This is a genomic window from Vibrio sp. T20, from assembly GCF_007858795.1.
Lineage (GTDB): Bacteria > Pseudomonadota > Gammaproteobacteria > Enterobacterales > Vibrionaceae > Vibrio > Vibrio satsumensis.
Genome location: NZ_VFEB01000069.1, coordinates 38,559 through 58,132, shown reverse-complemented (window position 1 = coordinate 58,132; position 19,574 = coordinate 38,559). Strand labels below are relative to the sequence as shown.

Sequence of the window (19,574 nt, the reverse complement as noted above, 5' to 3'; positions counted from 1 at the left end):
TTATTGCCTGCGATTTGGCGAAGGTGTATTTGGAAAAGTGCAATGTTGGAAAACAGAAGCAAAAACTAGATATCAGGGATCTGCTTTTGATCGAGAAGTAAGTCAGATGTTAGGGTTCTTGTTGTGGTCGAAAGACATACTGCGTGATCTAACGTGTGGGACCTGCGCCAAGGGTGGTGTTTTGTGTGGTTTAATAACAAAGTAGGGTTACGTTGGTAATTAATAATTGGGTATTACTGTGGCTTATTGAGGGATTGTTTACAGCGAGGTGAGGAGTAGTAATCAGAACTGTTGTTTAAGGAACTCGAGCCAAATAACAGGCACAAAAAACGCCACCCTTAGGTAGCGTTTTAATTAAAGCTGATAAGTAATCGAGATTACTTAGTTACTTTAAGAACTGGAGTTTCGCCAACAGTTACAGAACCAGAAAGCTTGTTCAGCTCCTTGATTTCGTCCATGTTAGAGATAACAACTGGAGTAAGCGTAGATTTCGCTTTCTCTTCTAGAAGCGCTAGGTCGAAAGTGATGATAGTGTCACCAGCTTTAACAGATTGACCTTCTTCAGCTACACGAGTGAAGCCTTCGCCTTTAAGTTCAACAGTATCGATACCGAAGTGAACGAAAAGCTCAACACCGTCGTCAGACTCGATAGAGAATGCGTGGTTAGTTTCGAAGATCTTACCGATAGTACCGTTAACTGGAGCTACCATTTTGTCGCCAGCTGGTTTGATAGCGATGCCGTCACCAACGATTTTTTCAGCGAAAACTACATCTGGCACGTCTTCGATGTTTACGATTTCACCAGAAAGAGGTGCGATGATTTCGATTGCACCAGCATCAGCGCTGTCATCAGATACAAGCTTTTTCAGTTTGTCAAACAGACCCATTGTGTCATGCTCCTAACGTTTAGTTTTATTCTGTAGAATATACTATACCAATCTAACAAATTAGACGACTATTTTTAGCCGTCTAACTTTATTAAGCATTTGGCGATTACTGAGTTTTCTCAGCGATGAATTTTTCTACGCAAGCTTCAATTTCTGCAGCTGTAGGTAGAGATAGTGCTTCGTCAGCCATAGCTTTAACTTCAGCGAAGTTAGAGTTACGGATTACTTTCTTAACTTTAGGGATAGAGATACCGCTCATAGAGAACTCATCTAGACCCATGCCAAGAAGAAGTAGCGTTGCACGCTCATCACCAGCAAGCTCACCACACATACCAGTCCACTTACCTTCAGCGTGTGATGCGTCGATCACTTGCTTGATTACTGTAAGAACAGCAGGAGATAGTGGGTTGTATAGGTGAGAAATCATTTCGTTACCACGGTCTACCGCAAGAGTGTATTGCGTTAGGTCGTTAGTACCGATAGAGAAGAAAGATACTTCTTTCGCTAGGTGGTGTGCGATTGCAGCTGCTGCTGGAGTCTCAACCATTACGCCGATTTCGATTTCTTCATCGAAAGCTAGGCCTTCAGCGCGAAGTTCAACTTTGTACTCTTCGATTGCTTTTTTCAGTTCACGGATCTCTTCAACAGAAATGATCATTGGGAACATGATACGTAGTTTACCGTGTGCAGATGCACGTAGGATGCCACGTAGTTGGTCACGTAGGATTTCACGACGATCCAAGCTGATACGTACTGCACGCCAGCCTAAGAAAGGGTTCATCTCTTGTGGAAGGTCCATGTATGGTAGGTCTTTATCGCCACCGATATCCATAGTACGGATAATCACTGACTCACCTTCCATTGCTTCTGCTACTTCTTTGTAAGCAACGTATTGCTCTTCTTCAGTAGGAAGCGCGTCACGGTCCATAAATAGGAACTCAGTACGGTACAGACCAACGCCTTCACCGCCGTTACGCAGGATACCGTCACAGTCTTTTACTGTACCGATGTTGCCACAAACTTCTACACGGTGACCGTCTAGAGTTTCAGCATGTAAATCTTTTAGTTTTGCTAGTTCAACCGCTTCTGCTTCGAAATCTTCTTTGATTTTTTTAGCTTCTGCTAATTCAGCATCTGAAGGGTTGATGATGATCTTGTTGTTCATCGCGTCTAGCACAAGCATGTCGCCGTTCTTAACTTGCTTAGTGATATCGTTAGTACCAACGATAGCTGGAAGCTCTAAAGAACGTGCCATGATTGAAGTATGAGATGTACGACCGCCGATGTCACAAGCGAAACCAAGAACGTAGTCTAGGTTGATTTGTGCAGTTTCAGATGGCGTTAGGTCGTAAGCTACTAGGATAACTTCTTCATTGATATCTGATAGAGATACAATGTTGATGCCTAGAGCATTTTTAACGAAACGAGTACCGATATCACGGATATCAGTTGCACGTTCTTTTAGGTACTCATCATCAAGAGACTCTAGTGCAACAGCTTGCTCTTCGATCACAGTGTGGATCGCGTTATCTGCGTGCATTTTGTCTTTCTTGATGAGTGCTAAAATCTCTTCTTCTAGCTCTTCATCTTCAAGCAGCATGATGTGGCCTTCAAAGATTGCTTCTTTTTCTTCGCCAAAAGTTTCAAGTGCTTTTTGCTTAACAACTTCAAGTTGCTGAGAAGATTTGTTACGAGCGTCAAAGAAACGCTGTACTTCTGCTTCAACTTGGTCGTCAGAGATAGATTGAGTGTTTAGGACAATTTCATCTTCTTGAAGTAGTAGTGCTTTACCGAAAGCAATACCAGGAGATGCTAGGATGCCTGAAATCATAGCCTTACCTTAGTTGTTCAACTGTAAACGGGAGAGTGTGTGACTTTAAGTCGTCGACTAATGTCGCGCTTATTCCTATCTATTTCGAACAAAGCCACTTTGCTATGCAAAATGGCTTTGAAAGAAGGAGACCGTATTAGTGTAGTTGATCCATAAGAGCAACTAGGTGGTCAACTGCTTGCTGAGCTTGAGGACCTTCAGCTGAAATAGTAACGTTAGTACCTTTTACTAGGCCTAAAGTTTGTAGTTTGAACAGGCTTTTCGCGCTAGCGCTTTTGCCGTTAGAAGTCACTGTGATGTCAGCGTCGAAAGATTTTGCTTCTTTAACGAACTGTGCAGCTGGACGAGTGTGAAGACCGTTTTCTGCTGTGATTTCTACTTGCTTCTCGTACATTTTATATACCCCAATTAATTTATTTTTTGTAAGTTTGTAACCAGATTAGCTTAACTGCTTTAGCCCAAATGCGCTAGAGGCTAGTACGCCATGTTCGTGTTAGAACTTAGACTGGTTATAAATTTTTATCCAGCCATGGTCGTCTTTTGTTGAGTACTCATGACTTTCAGAATTTGTTTATTGCTTCTTTTATTTTGAAGCGAAAAATAAAACAGACCCGATATTACCAAAGGTGGGGCAGGGATCAACAAAAAAGCCCCTAAACGGGGCTTTTTTGGACGAAAAATTGATTTGACCACATATTATTGTTGGTTCTCTTTTTCCGTAAAGATGCCAGCAAATAGGGCTGTACTTAGGTAACGTTCACCAGAGCTTGGTAGTACCGTTACGATAGTTTTTCCTGCAAATTCAGGGAGTTCTGAGATTCTGTTTGCGGCTACTACAGCTGCACCAGATGAGATGCCAGCAAGGATACCTTCTTCTTTCATTAGGCGTTGAGCCATCTCGATCGCTTCTTCAGAAGTTACCGATTCTACGCGGTCAATAATCTCTAAATCTAGGTTTCCAGGGATGAAACCTGCGCCGATACCTTGAATTTTGTGCGGAGCTGGCTTGATTTCTTCACCTGCAAGCGCTTGTGCAATTACTGGAGACTCAGCCGGTTCAACCGCTACTGAAGTAATCGCTTTGCCTTTTTCACCTTTAATGTAACGACTTGTACCAGTGATAGTACCGCCCGTACCAACACCCGCTACAAACACGTCGATTTCGCCGTCTGTTGCTTCCCAAATTTCAGGACCAGTCGTCTGCTCGTGAATCTGTGGGTTAGCTGGGTTGTTGAACTGTTGTAGTAGTAGATACTTGTCTGGGTCTGAAGCAACAATCTCTTCTGCTTTAGCAATCGCGCCGTTCATGCCTTTTGGTGCTTCAGTTAGCACAAGGTTTGCGCCAAGCGCTTTAAGCAGCTTACGACGTTCTAGGCTCATTGACTCAGGCATCGTTAGCGTTAGCTTGTAACCGCGCGCCGCAGCTACGAAGGCAAGAGCAACGCCAGTGTTACCACTAGTTGGTTCAACAAGCTCGATACCTGGCTTCAGAGTACCTGCTTTTTCAGCTTCCCAGATCATGTTTGAACCGATACGGCACTTAACACTGAAGCTTGGGTTACGAGCTTCGATCTTAGCTAGGACGTTACCTTTGCTTACTTTGTTAAGGCGGACTAGAGGTGTGTTACCAATCGTTAGGGTGTTGTCTTCGTAGATCTTGCTCATGCGATATTCCTTCATTTAATGACAGAACTAAACGTAGTATATCAATCACTTTACCGTCTAGTGTCTTTCGATGTTTTTTCAGCTTGAATTTAGATTAAACAAGTTGAAAAAAAGGTAAAAGGATTAAAAAGTTATATCATATAGATATGTAGCAGAATCGACGCCTATCTTTATTGAAATCAGAACTTCAAAAAGATAGGCGAAACTAGGGAGTATAGGCAGGGTTAGAGACGAGGACTTATAGACGTGAGCGTAGAGCTTGGTCTTTAAACTCAGCAACCCACATTGCTGTTGCGCCACAAACGGCAACGGGCATCACAATCAGGTTTAAAATTGGAATAGTCGTGAAAACAGAAACAAGCGCACCGAAGCTGTAGCTCTTACCTTGTTTTTGTTTCAAATTGTTTCTCATGTCATCGAACTTGATTTTATGGTTATCGAACGGGTAGTCAGCGTATTGAATCGCTAGCATCCATGCTGTGAAAATGAACCATAAAAACGGTGCAACGGTTTGCCCTAGTGCTGGAATTAACAAAAGTAGGAATAAACCTATCGCTTTTGGCAGAACGTAGACAAGCTTGCGCCATTCTCTCGCTAAAATACGTGGGGTATCTTTGAGTACATCCAGTAAACCATCGTCATTGACTTTTTTGCCACTGAGTAACTCTTCTACCTTTTCAGCGAGCAATCCATTAAAAGGCGCGGCAATGAAGTTCGCGAGGGTGCTAAAGAAATACGAGAAAGTGGCCAATACGGTTAACACAAGTAATGGCCATAAAATGTATGACAACCACGATAAGAAGCTTGGTAATGCACCAATCCAACCCTCAATCCAAGTGTTTAGGTTGGAGAAGATATAAAACAAAGCACCACCAACGAGTAACACGTTCGCGATAAGTGGCATGAGTACAAACTTACGAATGCTCGGCGACAAGGCGATTTTTATTCCGAAAATAAAATAGCCAAAGCCGGAGCGGGGAACAGATTCAATAGTCATATTTAAATTGGGTCACATGTGAATTTGATTAAATAGCAAACATGTCTAGTGTACTCGACCGAAATTAAGAAAAAAAGCGTGGTGAAAATCACATCATGTAAGGAACTAATTGTATTAAGTTGTTCTAAAACAGTGGCTACTTTTGATAGAGTAGTGAGATTAGCCAAATTAACCCAACTTAGTGACAGCGTGTTTATAGCTAGTTGACTAAGAAAGCTGAGAGCGAAAAATGCAGGAATTGCGATTTGTACTCATTATTGTTGGCGCATTAGCTATCGCCGCATTATTGTTCCATGGCCTATGGACGAGTAAAAAAGAAGGGAAAGCAAAGTTTGGAGATAAGCCGCTTGGTAAGCTTGATAACGACAGCTTAGATCAAGCAGAAACAATCCCAAACCGTTCATTCGCCCCAGAAGATGATTTTGAGATAATCCGAAAAGAGCGTAAAGAGCCGGATTTTGCTGTTTCACCATCGGCGACTGATCCGCTGATTGACTCTGATCCACTAACAGCACCAGTAATGAAAGAAGCTCACGAAGACGACATCGAATTGAATGATCTTCCTTCTTTCAGCGTAGAAGACCCAATTAAGGTTGAAAGTGAACCTGAAGTGATTGAGGAAGAGAAGGTTGTTGAGCCTGAAGTTCCAAGCTTTGAGTTGACTGACGAGCAAAAAGAAAACCATGCAGGCTTTAAAGAGCAGTACGGTTCGTTTGAAGAGTCTTCTGAGGCGGTTGATGAGCCACTCGTTCCAAATGAAACGTTCACTCAAAGAGAGCCAGTTGTTGCGAAAGAAGTCGTTACTCCGCAAAGTGCATCTGTTGAAGAAGCGAAGCCAGATGAAGAACTTGGCTTAGAAGTTATCGTTCTTAATGTTCACTGTGCTGGAGAGATCCCATTTGTGGGTACAGAACTTTTCCGTAGCATGGAGAACAACGGTTTAACTTATGGTGAGATGTCTATCTACCACTGCTTTGCACAATCTACAGACGCACCAAAGGTTATTTTCAGCGTTGCAAATATGATGCAGCCGGGAACGCTAGAACATGATGATCCTGCTGACTTCACGACTAAAGGTATTTCGTTCTTTATGACGTTGCCTTGTTACGGTCAAGCTGATCAGAACTTCAATGTGATGTTGAGTGCGGCGCAGAAAATTGCCGACGATATGGGCGGAAACGTATTGGATGAATCGCGCAACTTAATGACACCAAACCGTTTATCTGAATACCGCAAGCAAATCAGAGACTTTATGACGGCATCGAATGCCTAGCCGTATTGTTTAGCCTTGTAAATAATCTATATTTATAGAAAAGGGCTCCTAAGGGAGCCCTTTTTGATATTTCAATCACGACAGAGAATGATATGAAAGAATCGATTCAAGTTACCTTAGAGCAGTTAAGAGAAACTCTGCATTATCACGCCGTTCGTTATTACGTAGAAGATAGCCCTGAGATCCCTGATGTCGAGTACGATCGATTAATGCAGCAATTGCTAAAGATCGAAGAAGAGAACCCAGAGCTAGTGACGGTAGATTCTCCGAGCCAGCGTGTTGGTGGTCAGCCTCTCGATGGTTTCACTCAAGTGACTCATGAGATCCCAATGCTTTCTCTGGACAATGCTTTCTCTGATGAAGATTTGGATGCGTTCAATAAGCGAATGTCTGATAGAGCGCCAACCGCAAATCTCAAGACTTTCTGTTGTGAACCTAAGCTTGATGGCCTTGCCGTTAGCTTGCTCTATGTGAATGGTACCCTAGTTCAGGCTGCTACACGTGGTGACGGTGCGACGGGTGAAAATATCACTGAAAACGTGCGTACTATCAGCTCTATCCCACTTAAATTACAAGGTGCAGGCTGGCCAGAGCGTATTGAAGTTCGTGGCGAGGTGTTTATGCCAAAAGCGGGTTTCGATAAGTTGAATGAGATGGCGTTGAAGAAAGGCGAGAAAGTCTTTGTTAACCCACGTAATGCCGCAGCAGGTAGCTTACGTCAGCTGGATTCTCGTATTACAGCGAAACGCCCGCTGGCTTTCTATGCCTACAGTGTTGGTGTTGTAGAGGGCGCTGAGCTATCTAATAGCCACTATCAACGCTTCTTACAGCTGAAAGGCTGGGGGTTACCTATGTGTCCTGAGACTAAGCAGCTTAGCTCACTTGAGGACGTAAAGGCTTATTACCAAGACATCATGACCCGTCGCGATGCTCTGGCTTATGAGATTGATGGTGTGGTGATCAAAGTCGACGATATTGCCGCACAAGAAGTGCTTGGCTTTGTTGCTAGAGCGCCTCGCTGGGCGATTGCTTACAAATTCCCAGCGCAAGAAGAGGTCACTCTGCTTAACGATGTTGAGTTCCAGGTAGGCCGTACGGGCGCTATTACGCCGGTTGCTAAACTGGAACCTATCTTTGTTGGTGGTGTGACGGTGAGTAATGCCACGCTTCACAATGCCGATGAGATTGCTCGTTTAGGCGTGAAGATAGGCGACAGCGTTATTATTCGCCGTGCTGGCGACGTGATTCCGCAAATTGTGGCTGTTGTACTAGATCGTCGTCCTGAAACTGCGAAAGACATCGTATTCCCGAGCGCTTGCCCAGTATGTAACTCGGCAGTTGAGCGCATAGAGGGTGAGGCTGTAGCGCGTTGTACTGGCGGTTTAGTATGTCAGGCGCAGCGTAAAGAAGCGCTGAAGCACTTTGTGTCGAGAAAGGCGTTGGATGTTGATGGTCTTGGCGTAAAGGTGATAGAGCAGCTTGTAGACCGTGAAATGGTAGAAACGCCCGCTGACTTGTTCAAGCTCAGCGCGGGCGTGATCACAGTTCTTGATCGTATGGGGCCTAAATCGGCGCAAAATGTGGTGAGTGCGCTTAATAAAGCCAAAGACACAACACTGGCACGTTTCCTTTATTCGCTAGGTATTCGTGAAGTGGGTGAAGCAACTGCGATGAACTTGGCGCAACACTTCAAAACACTGGAGCTGGTTCAAGTGGCGACCCATGAACAATTAGTTGAGGTGTCTGATATTGGTGACATCGTCGCTAGCCATATCACAAGTTTCTTTTCGCAAGAGAAAAACAGAGCGGTAGTCGATCAGCTGATAGAACTTGGCGTGAACTGGCCTGTCATCGAAGAAGCTGCGGATGATCAAGAGCTACCACTAGAAGGTAAGGTAGTTGTGTTGACTGGGTCACTTTCTCAACTAGGTCGCAGTGAAGCCAAAGCGGCATTGCAAGCATTGGGTGCGAAAGTTACGGGTAGCGTATCTAAGAAAACGGACATCTTGTTTGCCGGTGAAGCGGCGGGTTCTAAATTAACCAAAGCACAAGATTTAGGTATCGAAATAAGAACAGAAGAAGATCTAATAGCCCTTATTTCGTAAGTAAATACAGATAAAAAAAGCTCAAAGGCACTCCTTTTAAGGGAGTGCCTTTTTTGTTTCTGATATAAAAATGAGGGCTTTTTAATTGTTGATAATTTTGTTCCTATATGAACTCTAAAGTCAGGACAGTGACGCTGCTCAATATTAATGAAATACCGTTCCAGTTGAATGAAATATGCGAGTCATATCTATTTTTATAAAAACAACAAATCTTTAAGTTATTGTTTTTATTTGATTTAATTGTATTTCGGGGTGGCTTTTTCAATTTATCGATCTGGATCACTAAGTACCTACTAAATTTGCACCAACTCATATTTTTTTAGATGAAAATTAAGTTCTCATTGATCTTTTTGAGGGCGAAGTTAGTCTTAATGCCATGGATGCACACGATGTGTATAACCAGAAAGGAAATAGAGAATTCAGAGTTCAGGGTTCTCAAACAAGAAAAGGTATTTCTCTCTACGGCGGCCAACTTTAGGCGGGGAATATTCAAACAGCTATATCCATTTTTAGGAGTTTTATTCCATGGAAAACAAAATTTTCAAACGTACTCTACTAGGTGCAACAGTTGCACTTTTATCGACAGGCGTAATGGCGAAAGAAGTTGGTATCAACTCTGACTTCAACGTTGACGTATACGGTGTTGCAGCTATCTCTTTAGTGAACTACAACACAACTGACAACAATGACTCTAGCTCTGGCTATGCTGTAGAGAATGAATCTCGTATCGGCTTCCGTGCTCACAAAGATATGTTTGAAGACGTTACAATCACAATGCAGATCGAATCTGGCTACGTAGATAGCACAGACTGGTCTCACGGTGGCGTTTCAGGCGGTGTTCTAGGTTTCCGTGATACTTTCGTTGGCGCTTCTGGCTCTTGGGGTAATCTACGTGTGGGTCGTGTTCTTACGCCACTATACGAAATCGTCGACTGGCCATTCTCTAACCCTGGTCTAGGTTCTGTATTCGATTGGGGTGGCATCAACGGTCACTACGATCGTCAATCTAACCAAGTACGTTACGATTCAGCTAAATTTGGTGGTTTCTCTTTTGCAGCTTCTGTTGGTCGTGATGATAACGACAACGGTGGTGGTGCGGCGACTCGTGATGCTAACTTCGTTGGTGCAAGTGCTAAGTACAGCTTCGAAAAAGTAACATTCATGGGTGCAGTTGAATCTGGTACACGTGTAGTTGCGGCTTCTGGTGGTGAGTACTTAATCGCTCAAGAAGAAGTTAAGCTTGCTGACGGTACTGTTGTTAAAGCTGGTGACCAATATCAATCAGATGTAGTTGCGGGCTACGATGATGATACATTTGCATACATCGTTGGCTTTGAAGCTAGCCTACCAGCGGGTTTCGGCTTTGCTGCAGCATATAAAGGTGAAGAGCTAGACAATGGTATCCGTAAAGTGACTCAAGACTCTTACTCTATCATTGGTCAATACTGGAACGGTCCAATCGGTTTCAAACTAGGTTACGCAGCGAACCTTGAGTCTGAAACAAACGGTTCTAAAGACGCTAACTCAGATAGCAACACTATCTCTGGTCAGCTAATGGCAGTTCACAACGGTTTCGTACCTTACCTACGTGTAGCGGGTCGTACTGTTGGTGACGCTGATACAGATATCGTAACTCGCGTTGGTCTTGAGTACGGTTTCTAAGCTAAAGTTATCAGCTTAAAAATAGTTAGATAAAAATCAAAACGCTGGTAAATTATTTTGCCAGCGTTTTTCCATAGTGAACATAAGGAATTAGTCATAATGAATAAAGTTAGTGTAGTTGTATTATCATTATTTTTGGGAGCTTGTAGTTCACTCGATTCAAAAAGTAATTTTGCAGATTCAGTAGCAGATGTACAGCCTAAAGGTGGTTACATTCAAGTGACTGGACAATCTTATGTGGCTGAAAGTAAAGCTAATGTAGGGGCGGATATCCTGAAATCGTCACTCTACTTTACGTATAACAAAGAAGTAACACAGAATTCAGCCCCAGAATCTTCAATCACTATGGATGTAAGCTACTTCCAAAGTTATAAAGAGTACGAAACTGTTAGCTTTTTTGGTAAGACGATAGAGCTAGAAGAGAGACAAGTACCAAGAGAAAGCTGCAGTGAGCATTGTACAAAGACTCAATATATTAAATTTCCATTAAGTGATGCTGACATTCAGCAATCAAGAGCAAAGAATTTAGAGTTTACGCTTGATGGACAAAACTCAACAATGAGTACAACTTTTATTGTGCCGAAAGCGTATATCGACACAATCTACAACGGTGCGAATAATCATACAGCTATTGCGGTTGCTCCTGTAGCTGCAGTGCCAGTAGCAGCTGTTTCTGCAGAGGAACCAAAAGCCTCGCAAGCACAAGAGATGGTTAACTACTGGTACGGCGAAGCAACAAAAGAAGAACAATCTGCAGTGACAGATTGGGCATTCAAGAACCGTAAGAACGCTAACCCTGCATCACTAGAAGGCTCAAAAGAAATCGAAATGGTTTCATATTGGTTCAATAAGCTAGACAGCGAAGAAAAATCTCAAACTATAATTTGGCTGTTAGAGCAAGAGTAGGCTTCTAACGTAAGTCTCTAGCTATGTTTTTCAACCGCAGTATTGTATAACAGCAGTACTGCGGTTTTTCTTTTTAGGCTTACAGGTAAGATTGTGAATATTGGTGAAGTAGCAAAGCGTGTTGGTACGACAGCGAAATCCATTCGTTTTTACGAAAGTAAGGGCATGATGAGCCCACCGCACCGTTCAGAAAATGGGTACAGGCAATACGGCGAGATTCACATCGAACAGTTGGAGTTTGTACTGAGAGCTAAGATGGTTGGATTCACTCTTGACGAATGTAAAGCGCTTGTTGAACTGGCAATGAACCCCAACAGACAAAGCTACGAAGTAAAAAAGAAAGCCACGCAGAAGTTAGATGAAATAGAGTTGAAGCTTGCGGAATTAAACAAGATGAAGGTGCAGCTGCAATCTTGGGTACATGATTGCCCTGGAGACACTTCAACGGAATGTCCTATTTTAAACAACCTTGCTGGCCGCAGTTAGTTTCGAATGTAAATAATAGTCAGGCTGCAAATAGTATTACTAGCCTGACTTTAATTACTTATCACAGTACTGTTCCGCCGTAATGTTTGCAGATCAGAATTGGTACATGAGTGACAGCATTGCCATCTGAGCACTTAACAATAGGCCCCATGTTTCCGTTACCTGGAGACTGACTGCTCGCCAGAGCACTGCCGAATGACAGGCTGAATATTGCTGTTAAAATTATTAGGAAATGTCTCATACAGACTCCGTTATGTTTATCTCTTGTTGAGATAAATGAAAGTATGGACAAGGAAAGGAAAATTTCAAAAATTGGACGGACTTAACATTTTTAATAATTATAATTAAGCGAGAGCGTGGCTCACTATTCATATCTATATTGGTTAAGAAACCTGACTTTCTTATATCTTTTTAGCTCAATCAAAATTTTTAGCTTTACGAAATAAGAACTTATTTTTTTTACTATTCAATCTATCGTAATGATAATTCGAATATTATTAAGGTTCAAAAATAGAAAAAGCCTGCATTTATTGAAAATACAGGCTTCATATAGCTCTTTTTTATAAAGGTTCTATTATTAGAACTATTCCGTCTAAAGCGACAATCCTAATTTCGGTGCCAGATGGGATATCTTGACTCGCCTTTGCTGACCAAGAAGAGTCACCGAACTTAATTCGACAGCTACCTTTCTTTACGTCTTCACTTAGAATAATGGTTTGACCTACCAGTTGTTTTTCTCTTTGGTTTAACTCTCGCCCTGCATCTGACTGCCTGTCATTAGACAGTTGTCTTCTCCACCATAACCAAGTGGTAATCAGAGAGAAGCTAGCGAAGGACAGCCATTGCATCTGCCAACCGATTGGTAGTGCGCCTAATAGGGCACCGACCAACATGGCAGATATGCCTATCCATAAAAAGTAACCAGCGGTTCCAATTAGCTCAAGCGCTAACAATGCTAGACCAAACGCTAACCAATGCCAGTGGTTTACTTGTTCTAGTAATTCGACCATAAGTTAGTCCTTACTACCTTTGTCATTCTTATGTGCAAACATCTCCGCGATACCCGCGACAGAACCCATAAGGCCAGTTGCTTCGAGTGGCAGCATGATGATCTTGCCGTTTTCAGCTTGGCCTATAGATTTCAATGCGTCGGTGTAACCTTGTGCAATAAAGTAATTGACCGCTTGCATGTCACCTTGAGCAATTGCCGTTGATACCATTTCTGTCGCTTTAGCTTCTGCTTCTGCGGCACGCTCACGGGCTTCTGCTTGCAATATTGCCGCTTGCTTCTCACCTTCTGCTTTCAGGATCTCTGATTGCTTGTGACCTTCTGCTTTCAAGATCTCAGCTTGTCGTACACCTTCTGCCTCAAGGATATCAGCACGTTTATTACGCTCGGCTTTCATCTGGGCATTCATCGCAGCAGTAAGGTCTGCTGGTGGCTGTACGTCTTTAATTTCGATACGGGTGACTTTTACGCCCCACGGGTTAGTTGCTTCATCAACGATATTTAGGAGCTTAGTATTGATCATGTCACGCTGGCTAAGCATCTCATCCAGCTCCATCGAGCCCAGTACAGTACGAATATTAGTGAGGGTTAAGTTACGAATCGCGTGTTCAAGGTCATTCACTTCATAAGCCGCTTTAGGTGCATCGATCACTTGAACAAAACACACCGCATCAATAACTACATTCGCGTTATCTTTGGAGATGACTTCTTGTGCCGGGATATCGAGAACACGCTCCATCATACTGATGCGTTGTCCAACTTTATCAATAAATGGAATGATTAAGTTAAGACCCGGTTTAAGAGTATGTGTGTATCGGCCAAAGCGTTCTACGGTCCAGTTATTGCCTTGTGGAACGGTTTTTACGCCAGCGAAGATAAATAACAGTGCGACGGCAGTAAAGACGCCAATAGTAATCAAGGTATCAATAGGCATACAAAGTCCTTTGCAAGTTTAAGTTTTTGAATGTTTATTACTCATACTGGCGCATATTTAAAGACGGGGCAAATTTATAAATGAGAAATGGGCCATAAAACATTGATTTTATGGCCCATTGTGAAGTTTTACATTCGAAAATCTAATAGGTGGGTTTGCCTGAATTTAGATTTGATAGCTAACCTACGACTTAGCTGTTACAGAACCGGACTAGTAAAGCAGGGAGTAAAGTTGACGGCGGTACTTACTGGCAACTGGGTTACCTTGTCCAAGCGCACTCAAGATGTCCATGAACTCTTTTTTCATGTCGCCATCGAGAGTATTAAGATCTTTGGCTAGGAAAGACCACAATAGATCCATTGCTTCTTCACTGCGGTTTACTTGGTGATATTGTAATGCTAATTCAGATGCTGTTTTTGCATCGCTTGGATTTTTCTGAAGCGCTACTTCTAATGCTTGTATTTCAGGGCTGTCTGCAGCCTGCTTGTGAAGCTCAAGTTTGGCGACTAAGCCTTTGTAGTAATTATCTTGGTACTCAAGAGGGATGGTTGATAGCTGAATTTCAGCAAGGTCAAATTGTTGCGTTTCTAACAAACACTCTGCGATCGCCAGTTTTACTTCACCTTTATTCGTTAGCTCAGCTGGAAGTTGTTGCATTGCTGCTAGTGCTTGTGTGTGTTCACCTGCTTGCATTTGCTCAAGAGCTTGACGTAAAGCTAGTTCATCTTGACTAGGAAGGTGTTTGCCTAGCATCTCTACAATCGCGTCTAAGCTTTGAGGACCACCGAGCCCGTCGACAGGTTGACCGTTAACAAACAGTGCAATCGTAGGCAGTGCTTGAACACCAAACTGGCTAGCAATCGCTTGTTCTTGCTCGCAATTCAATAGCGCTAACGTGAAAGCACCGTTGTATTGCTGAGTTAAGGTTTGAAGTTCAGGAATGACTTGGGCGCTCTCTTGGCTCATTGGTGCCCAAAAATGGATGAGTACAGGGGTCTGCATCGAACCTTCTAATACTTGACGAAAGTTCTGCTCATTAAGTTCAACAATATGCGGAGATTGCATTTACGTTCCTTGAGGTTTGTTTTGTAGATACGTTGCAAATATGGGGGGATTAGTCGGTAACTTCAAGATCTAACTCGGTTATCTCGGATAAAAAGAACCAAAAATGGAAAAACGCTATGCTTCGATGTTGATAGAGTTGTTATCTCAACATGGAAGGCATAGCGTTATCATCGAGGTAGTCAGTGAGGCGTTGCGTGAGATACTCAAAACAGAATAAACAACGTAATAGCCAGACCCACACCTACCCAATTAAGGCGGTTTAAAGTCATGAGATTTCCAGAGTAGAACCATCAATTGGGAATAATTGATGGGATAGGATCATCATGGCATCTTATTGTTACGGAAAAATTACATCGTTACATTAAAGTTTGCGACTCTGCATTCAAAGTTAGCAATTTATGCAGCTTTTCTCAAAATAGGGTCTAGCAAGCGACTCGGTAGAATTCTTTTCAATACCGCGAACACCTTAGTTGGAGTTGTAACTCGATATCTTAGCTTGGGTTTATCGGCTGTGAGAGCATGGAATACCGGCTCAATACAACTTTCGGGAGGCAGCACAAAAGCGTTATTCGATGATTCTTTTTCGAGTCGATCTTTTTGTTGTTGATAAGCGTCTTGGTGAGCGCTGCCAGAAATGTTGATCCATTTATTGAACGCTTTTAAGGCATTGGTTCTAAATTGAGTCTCAATTGGCCCTGGTTGCAGTAATGAGATCTGTATACCACTGCCATGCAGTTCCAATCGCAAGGTATCCGTCCAGCCCTCAATTGCGAATTTAGAAGCATTATAAGCACCACGATACTTCATCGCTGCAAAACCTAATACGGAACTGTTTTGTACGATTCGACCTTCGCCACGTTCGCGCATGTGCGGAAGGATCTGACAAACGAGATGATGCCAACCAAAGAAGTTGGTTTCGAATTGCTCTCTCAGTCCTTGAGTAGGTAAGTCTTCTAGCGCACCCGCTTGGCCGTAAGCACCGTTGTTAAATAATCCATATAGCCCGTTAGGTGCGAGTTCAATCGCAAGCTTGGCGCCATGTTCAATACTTTCTTGGTTGGAAAGATCGAGTTGAATGCAGGTAAGACCTTCGTCTTGAAGGCGTTGAACATCTTGTGGGTCACGACAAGATGCAATGACATGAAAACCGCGCTTTTGTAGTGCATGTGCACATGTATAGCCAATACCCGTTGAGCAACCAGTGATAAGAATCGACTTGTTCACGCTTAATCCTTTATTAAAGTCTCTATGACTCTAGGGTAAAGAATTAGTCTTGATGTTGTAACAAGTTTTTTAGTGCAGGCTCGATTCTTGAGTAACTAAAGATGAATCCCATTTCGGTGAGCTTCTTTGGTTTGGAGCGGATGCTATCAAATAGCAAACACGATGATTCTCCCATCAGAAGTGACATTGCCCATTTCGGTGTGAACAAGAAATGCGGACGGCCCAATTGTTTGGCTAACGTGCTACTGAATAGCTTGTTAGTCACAGGGTGTGGCGCGCACATATTAAACTCGCCTTGGGCGTGAGGAATCGACAACAAGTGGTTAATGGCTCTCACCATATCTAGCATGTGAATCCATGGCATGTACTGTTTGCCAGAACCTAGAGGCCCACCTACGCCGAGTTTGTAGGGCATTAGCATTTTCTTTAGTGCGCCGCCATTTTCTCCTAACACAATCCCCGTTCTAAGTAGTATCACTCGCGTGTTATCTGATTCAGCTCGTTTAGCTATCTCTTCCCAGTGAGCACAAACTTTATGAGGGAAGCTCTCATCCTTCACTTGTAACGATTCATCAAACGGGTGTTGTTGTTGATCGCCATAATAACCTACGGCTGAACCGCTAATGAAAACCTCAGGTGGGTTGCTGCTGGCATGAATTAACTCGACCAACTTTTCTGTGATGTGCCAGCGGCTACTGCAGATTCTCTCTTTTTGTTCTTCGCTCCAACGCTTGTCGGCTATCGGTTCGCCAGCAAGGTTAACCACCACATCGAAGTCGTTGAGGTCGCTTAGTTCATCAAGGGATTGAATGTAATGAAGGTTGTTCTGGTTCAGGTGATTTAGATTTTGCTTTGCTTTTTCAGGGCTCCGCGTCAGCAATGTCACATCGTCAGTGTTCCAACTTTTAACCAATTCAGAGCCAATAAATCCCGTACCACCAGTTAACAATATCTTCATACCAATCTCCTTATTAAACATAATTATAGACATGGCTTGTTTTTAATCGCCAATCAATACGAAAAAATCACTATAACGATCAGTTGGTTTCAATCGTGTGATACCCAAATTACGCCTTTTAAAATTAAAGAATGAGTGAAATAAAATTCATTTGGCCAAGATGTGTACCGTTATCACACTTATGGATTTTACTCGGATATGTTACCAACTGCGTAATATTTATCACATAAGGAATGATAAGGATTTGCCATGATTATTAGTAACCAATAACCCGACACAATTTCAGCGATAAGGAGTGGCGATGGCGGCAGTACTTGCTTTGTTTCGAGCCATGCTAGGTAGCCTACGAGATCTGTTGCCGATTGTCGCAGTGATCGCCTTCTTCCAGCTGGCTGTGTTGCAAGAGCCGCTTCCTCATCTGTTATCAATTCTAACCGGCTTAGTGCTGGTGGTCTTTGGGTTAACCTTCTTCATATTCGGCCTAGAAATGGGCCTATTCCCAATCGGTGAGTCTATGGCTCAAGCCTTTGCTCGCAAAGGGAGTGTGTTCTGGTTACTGACATTTGCTTTTTGTTTGGGCTTTGGAACAACCATTGCAGAACCTGCGTTAACTGCGGTGGCGGCTGAAGCTGCGGAAGTGGCTGCCGAGGGAGGCGTTATCCCCAATACGTTAGATGAAATGGAAGAATATGCAGATGGTTTGCGTTTCACCGTAGCATTGTCGGTGGGTATCGCCATCTTACTTGGGGTGCTGCGCATCTTAAAAGGGTGGCCAATTCAGTACATGATCATCGGTGGGTATATTGGTGTGGTGGTGCTTACCGCTTTCGCCCCTGAAAATATCATTGGCATAGCGTATGACTCTGGTGGAGTGACAACATCAACCATCACCGTTCCGTTGGTGACAGCATTAGGGGTGGGTTTAGCTTCAGCAATCAAGGGCCGTAATCCAATGATCGATGGCTTTGGATTGATCGCCTTTGCGTCACTGTTGCCGATGATGTTTGTCATGGTCTATGGGATGGTGGTGACATGATCAATGCTCAGCAGTTTATCGACACCTTTTTAGGCACCGTGATGGATGTAATTCCGATTGCGGTGATCATCTTTGGTTTTCAGTTGGCGGTGCTACGTAAGCCGGTGAACAATTTAGCCAAGGTGCTGGTTGGTTTTTTCTACGTCATCCTTGGTTTATCTCTTTTCTTGATGGGATTGGAACTCGCACTGTTCCCCTTAGGGGAGACGATGGCCATGCAGTTGACCGAACCCAGCTTTCTAACTGAGTTTAAGGTCAGTTCTGGCCTGACATTAGCTTGGTTTGATTATTATTGGGTTTATCTTTTTGCATTCTGCATTGGTTTTAGTACCACGATCGCCGAGCCATCTTTGATTGCGGTGGCTATTAAAGCGAATCAAGTCTCGGGCGGCAGTATCAGTGTTAATGGACTGAGAATCGCCGTGGCATTAGGAGTGGCTATCGGTATCTCGCTTGGAAGCTATCGGATCGTTGCGGGTGACCCGATCCATTACTACATCATTTTTGGCTATGTCGTCGTGGTTATCCAAACCTTTTACGCCCCCAAACTGATCATCCCATTGGCCTATGATTCTGGCGGAGTGACGACATCCACCGTGACCGTTCCCTTAGTGACGGCGCTTGGGCTAGGGCTCGCTTCAACTGTGCCTGGAAGAAACCCTGTGATTGATGGCTTTGGGTTGATTGCTTTCGCCAGCTTATTTCCGATTATTTCAGTGATGGGCTATGCCCAAATAACACAATGGTTAAACCGTTTACACACCTCTAAGGAGAGCAAAGATGCGCTTTAAACTTATCTTAGCGTTTGTAGAAGAGAGCAAGACAGACAGTGTGCTCGATGCCGCGCGTGATGCGGGCGCAACTGGAGCAACGGTGATCAACAATGCCAGAGGGCAAGGTCTAAACCAAAAAACCACCTTCTTTGGCTTAACTTTGGAGGTGCAAAAAGATGTGTTGTTGTTTGTCGTCGAAGAGCATTTGGCGAGACATATTTTAGAAACCATCGGTGAAGTCGGAGAGTTCGACCAAGAGTCAGGGCAAGGCATTGCTGTTCAGATCGATGTTGAAGATGCGGTCGGGGTCGCGCACCAAGTCGAGACATTAACCAAAGTTGTGGAGGATGAGCTATGAATACGGGTGAGACAATTCGAGTAAGCGATGTAATGGCCAACACGTATGTGATTATTGACGGTCTAACGACGGTGTTAGAAGCGATTGAGATGGCAAAAAAGCACAAAGTAAAAGCCATCATCGTCGATAAACGCCATGAGGATGATGAATACGGCATCGTGTTGATGAATGACATCGCCAAGAAAGTGTTAGCCAAGAACCGATCACCTAAGCGCACTAACGTTTATGAAATCATGACTAAACCGGCTTTGAGCGTGTCTGCCGATATGAATGTGAAGTATTGTGCGCGCTTGTTTGAGCGTTTTGGTATCAGTCGTGCCCCAGTAGTCAGTGACCATAAAATAGTCGGTATGGTTAGTTACAATAATATCGTGATCAACGGTATGGCGAGAGATGACGTGTAGC

The 19,574-nt window shown here is 43.4% G+C and carries 20 protein-coding genes; 9 read left to right on the top strand and 11 right to left on the bottom strand.

Features of this window, described 5'->3' with window-relative positions; genetic code table 11:
• Positions 1 to 377: 377 nt before the first annotated feature.
• The 5 genes from crr to cysZ form a co-directional block, all read right to left on the bottom strand.
• Positions 378 to 887 (bottom strand): PTS glucose transporter subunit IIA, encoded by a 510-nt coding sequence (crr, locus tag FTW16_RS05815; protein WP_004737851.1) that lies wholly within the window; start codon positions 885 to 887, stop codon positions 378 to 380.
• 106 nt (positions 888 to 993) lie between these two features.
• Positions 994 to 2,718, bottom strand: coding sequence for a phosphoenolpyruvate-protein phosphotransferase PtsI (ptsI, locus tag FTW16_RS05810; RefSeq protein WP_146490397.1), 1,725 nt, complete (start codon positions 2,716 to 2,718; stop codon positions 994 to 996).
• 136 nt (positions 2,719 to 2,854) lie between these two features.
• Positions 2,855 to 3,112 carry an HPr family phosphocarrier protein gene (locus FTW16_RS05805; protein WP_004734263.1) on the bottom strand — a complete coding sequence of 86 codons (258 nt, stop codon included), beginning with the start codon at positions 3,110 to 3,112 and terminating at the stop codon, positions 2,855 to 2,857.
• Between the two features lie 302 nt (positions 3,113 to 3,414).
• Positions 3,415 to 4,383 (bottom strand): cysteine synthase A, encoded by a 969-nt coding sequence (gene cysK, locus FTW16_RS05800; RefSeq protein ID WP_050620962.1) that lies wholly within the window; start codon positions 4,381 to 4,383, stop codon positions 3,415 to 3,417.
• 238 nt (positions 4,384 to 4,621) lie between these two features.
• Positions 4,622 to 5,380, bottom strand: coding sequence for a sulfate transporter CysZ (cysZ, locus tag FTW16_RS05795; protein WP_146490396.1), 759 nt, complete (start codon positions 5,378 to 5,380; stop codon positions 4,622 to 4,624).
• A 229-nt stretch (positions 5,381 to 5,609) separates the two neighbouring features.
• On the opposite strand from cysZ, the gene zipA reads away from it, so the two are divergent.
• From zipA to cueR, 5 genes are all read left to right on the top strand, one after another.
• A complete protein-coding gene (gene zipA, locus FTW16_RS05790) occupies positions 5,610 to 6,653 on the top strand; it encodes a cell division protein ZipA (RefSeq protein ID WP_146490395.1) in 1,044 nt (347 codons plus the stop codon).
• Positions 6,654 to 6,745: 92 nt separating this feature from the next.
• Entirely contained in the window at positions 6,746 to 8,758 is a 2,013-nt protein-coding gene (ligA, locus tag FTW16_RS05785; protein ID WP_146490394.1) for an NAD-dependent DNA ligase LigA, read from the top strand.
• A gap of 525 nt (positions 8,759 to 9,283) precedes the next feature.
• Positions 9,284 to 10,420, top strand: coding sequence for a porin (locus FTW16_RS05775; RefSeq protein ID WP_146490393.1), 1,137 nt, complete (start codon positions 9,284 to 9,286; stop codon positions 10,418 to 10,420).
• Between the two features lie 99 nt (positions 10,421 to 10,519).
• The gene (locus FTW16_RS05770; RefSeq protein WP_146490392.1) at positions 10,520 to 11,326 is read left to right on the top strand and encodes a DUF2057 family protein; all 807 of its coding nucleotides are present in this window, start codon (positions 10,520 to 10,522) and stop codon (positions 11,324 to 11,326) included.
• Positions 11,327 to 11,419: 93 nt separating this feature from the next.
• Positions 11,420 to 11,812 (top strand): Cu(I)-responsive transcriptional regulator, encoded by a 393-nt coding sequence (gene cueR, locus FTW16_RS05765; RefSeq protein ID WP_060982188.1) that lies wholly within the window; start codon positions 11,420 to 11,422, stop codon positions 11,810 to 11,812.
• Between the two features lie 61 nt (positions 11,813 to 11,873).
• Here cueR and FTW16_RS05760 read toward each other — a convergent pair whose 3' ends face one another.
• The 6 genes from FTW16_RS05760 to FTW16_RS05735 form a co-directional block, all read right to left on the bottom strand.
• On the bottom strand, positions 11,874 to 12,053 hold the full coding sequence (locus FTW16_RS05760; RefSeq protein WP_081090150.1) for a hypothetical protein: 180 nt from the start codon (positions 12,051 to 12,053) through the stop codon (positions 11,874 to 11,876).
• Between the two features lie 319 nt (positions 12,054 to 12,372).
• Entirely contained in the window at positions 12,373 to 12,822 is a 450-nt protein-coding gene (locus tag FTW16_RS05755) for an NfeD family protein (RefSeq protein ID WP_146490391.1), read from the bottom strand.
• A gap of 3 nt (positions 12,823 to 12,825) precedes the next feature.
• The gene (locus FTW16_RS05750; protein WP_017063395.1) at positions 12,826 to 13,755 is read right to left on the bottom strand and encodes an SPFH domain-containing protein; all 930 of its coding nucleotides are present in this window, start codon (positions 13,753 to 13,755) and stop codon (positions 12,826 to 12,828) included.
• A gap of 210 nt (positions 13,756 to 13,965) precedes the next feature.
• The gene (locus FTW16_RS05745; protein WP_146490390.1) at positions 13,966 to 14,820 is read right to left on the bottom strand and encodes a co-chaperone YbbN; all 855 of its coding nucleotides are present in this window, start codon (positions 14,818 to 14,820) and stop codon (positions 13,966 to 13,968) included.
• Between the two features lie 396 nt (positions 14,821 to 15,216).
• On the bottom strand, positions 15,217 to 16,044 hold the full coding sequence (locus tag FTW16_RS05740) for an SDR family oxidoreductase (RefSeq protein ID WP_146490389.1): 828 nt from the start codon (positions 16,042 to 16,044) through the stop codon (positions 15,217 to 15,219).
• Positions 16,045 to 16,087: 43 nt separating this feature from the next.
• Positions 16,088 to 17,002: a TIGR01777 family oxidoreductase gene (locus FTW16_RS05735; protein WP_146490388.1), complete on the bottom strand. Its 915-nt coding sequence runs from the start codon at positions 17,000 to 17,002 to the stop codon at positions 16,088 to 16,090.
• 301 nt (positions 17,003 to 17,303) lie between these two features.
• On the opposite strand from FTW16_RS05735, the gene FTW16_RS05730 reads away from it, so the two are divergent.
• From FTW16_RS05730 to FTW16_RS05715, 4 genes are read left to right on the top strand one after another with little or no spacing between them, the layout of a single operon-like run.
• Complete coding sequence (locus tag FTW16_RS05730) at positions 17,304 to 18,038, top strand: DUF1538 domain-containing protein (protein ID WP_146490387.1); 735 nt, start codon at positions 17,304 to 17,306, stop codon at positions 18,036 to 18,038.
• Positions 18,035 to 18,829, top strand: coding sequence for a DUF1538 domain-containing protein (locus tag FTW16_RS05725; protein WP_146490386.1), 795 nt, complete (start codon positions 18,035 to 18,037; stop codon positions 18,827 to 18,829). The genes FTW16_RS05730 and FTW16_RS05725 overlap by 4 nt, the downstream gene beginning before the upstream one ends.
• Entirely contained in the window at positions 18,819 to 19,169 is a 351-nt protein-coding gene (locus FTW16_RS05720) for a P-II family nitrogen regulator (RefSeq protein ID WP_146490385.1), read from the top strand. Before FTW16_RS05725 ends, FTW16_RS05720 begins: the two co-directional genes overlap by 11 nt.
• Complete coding sequence (locus tag FTW16_RS05715; RefSeq protein WP_017629601.1) at positions 19,166 to 19,573, top strand: CBS domain-containing protein; 408 nt, start codon at positions 19,166 to 19,168, stop codon at positions 19,571 to 19,573. The genes FTW16_RS05720 and FTW16_RS05715 overlap by 4 nt, the downstream gene beginning before the upstream one ends.
• The last annotated feature ends 1 nt before the right edge of the window (position 19,574 follow it).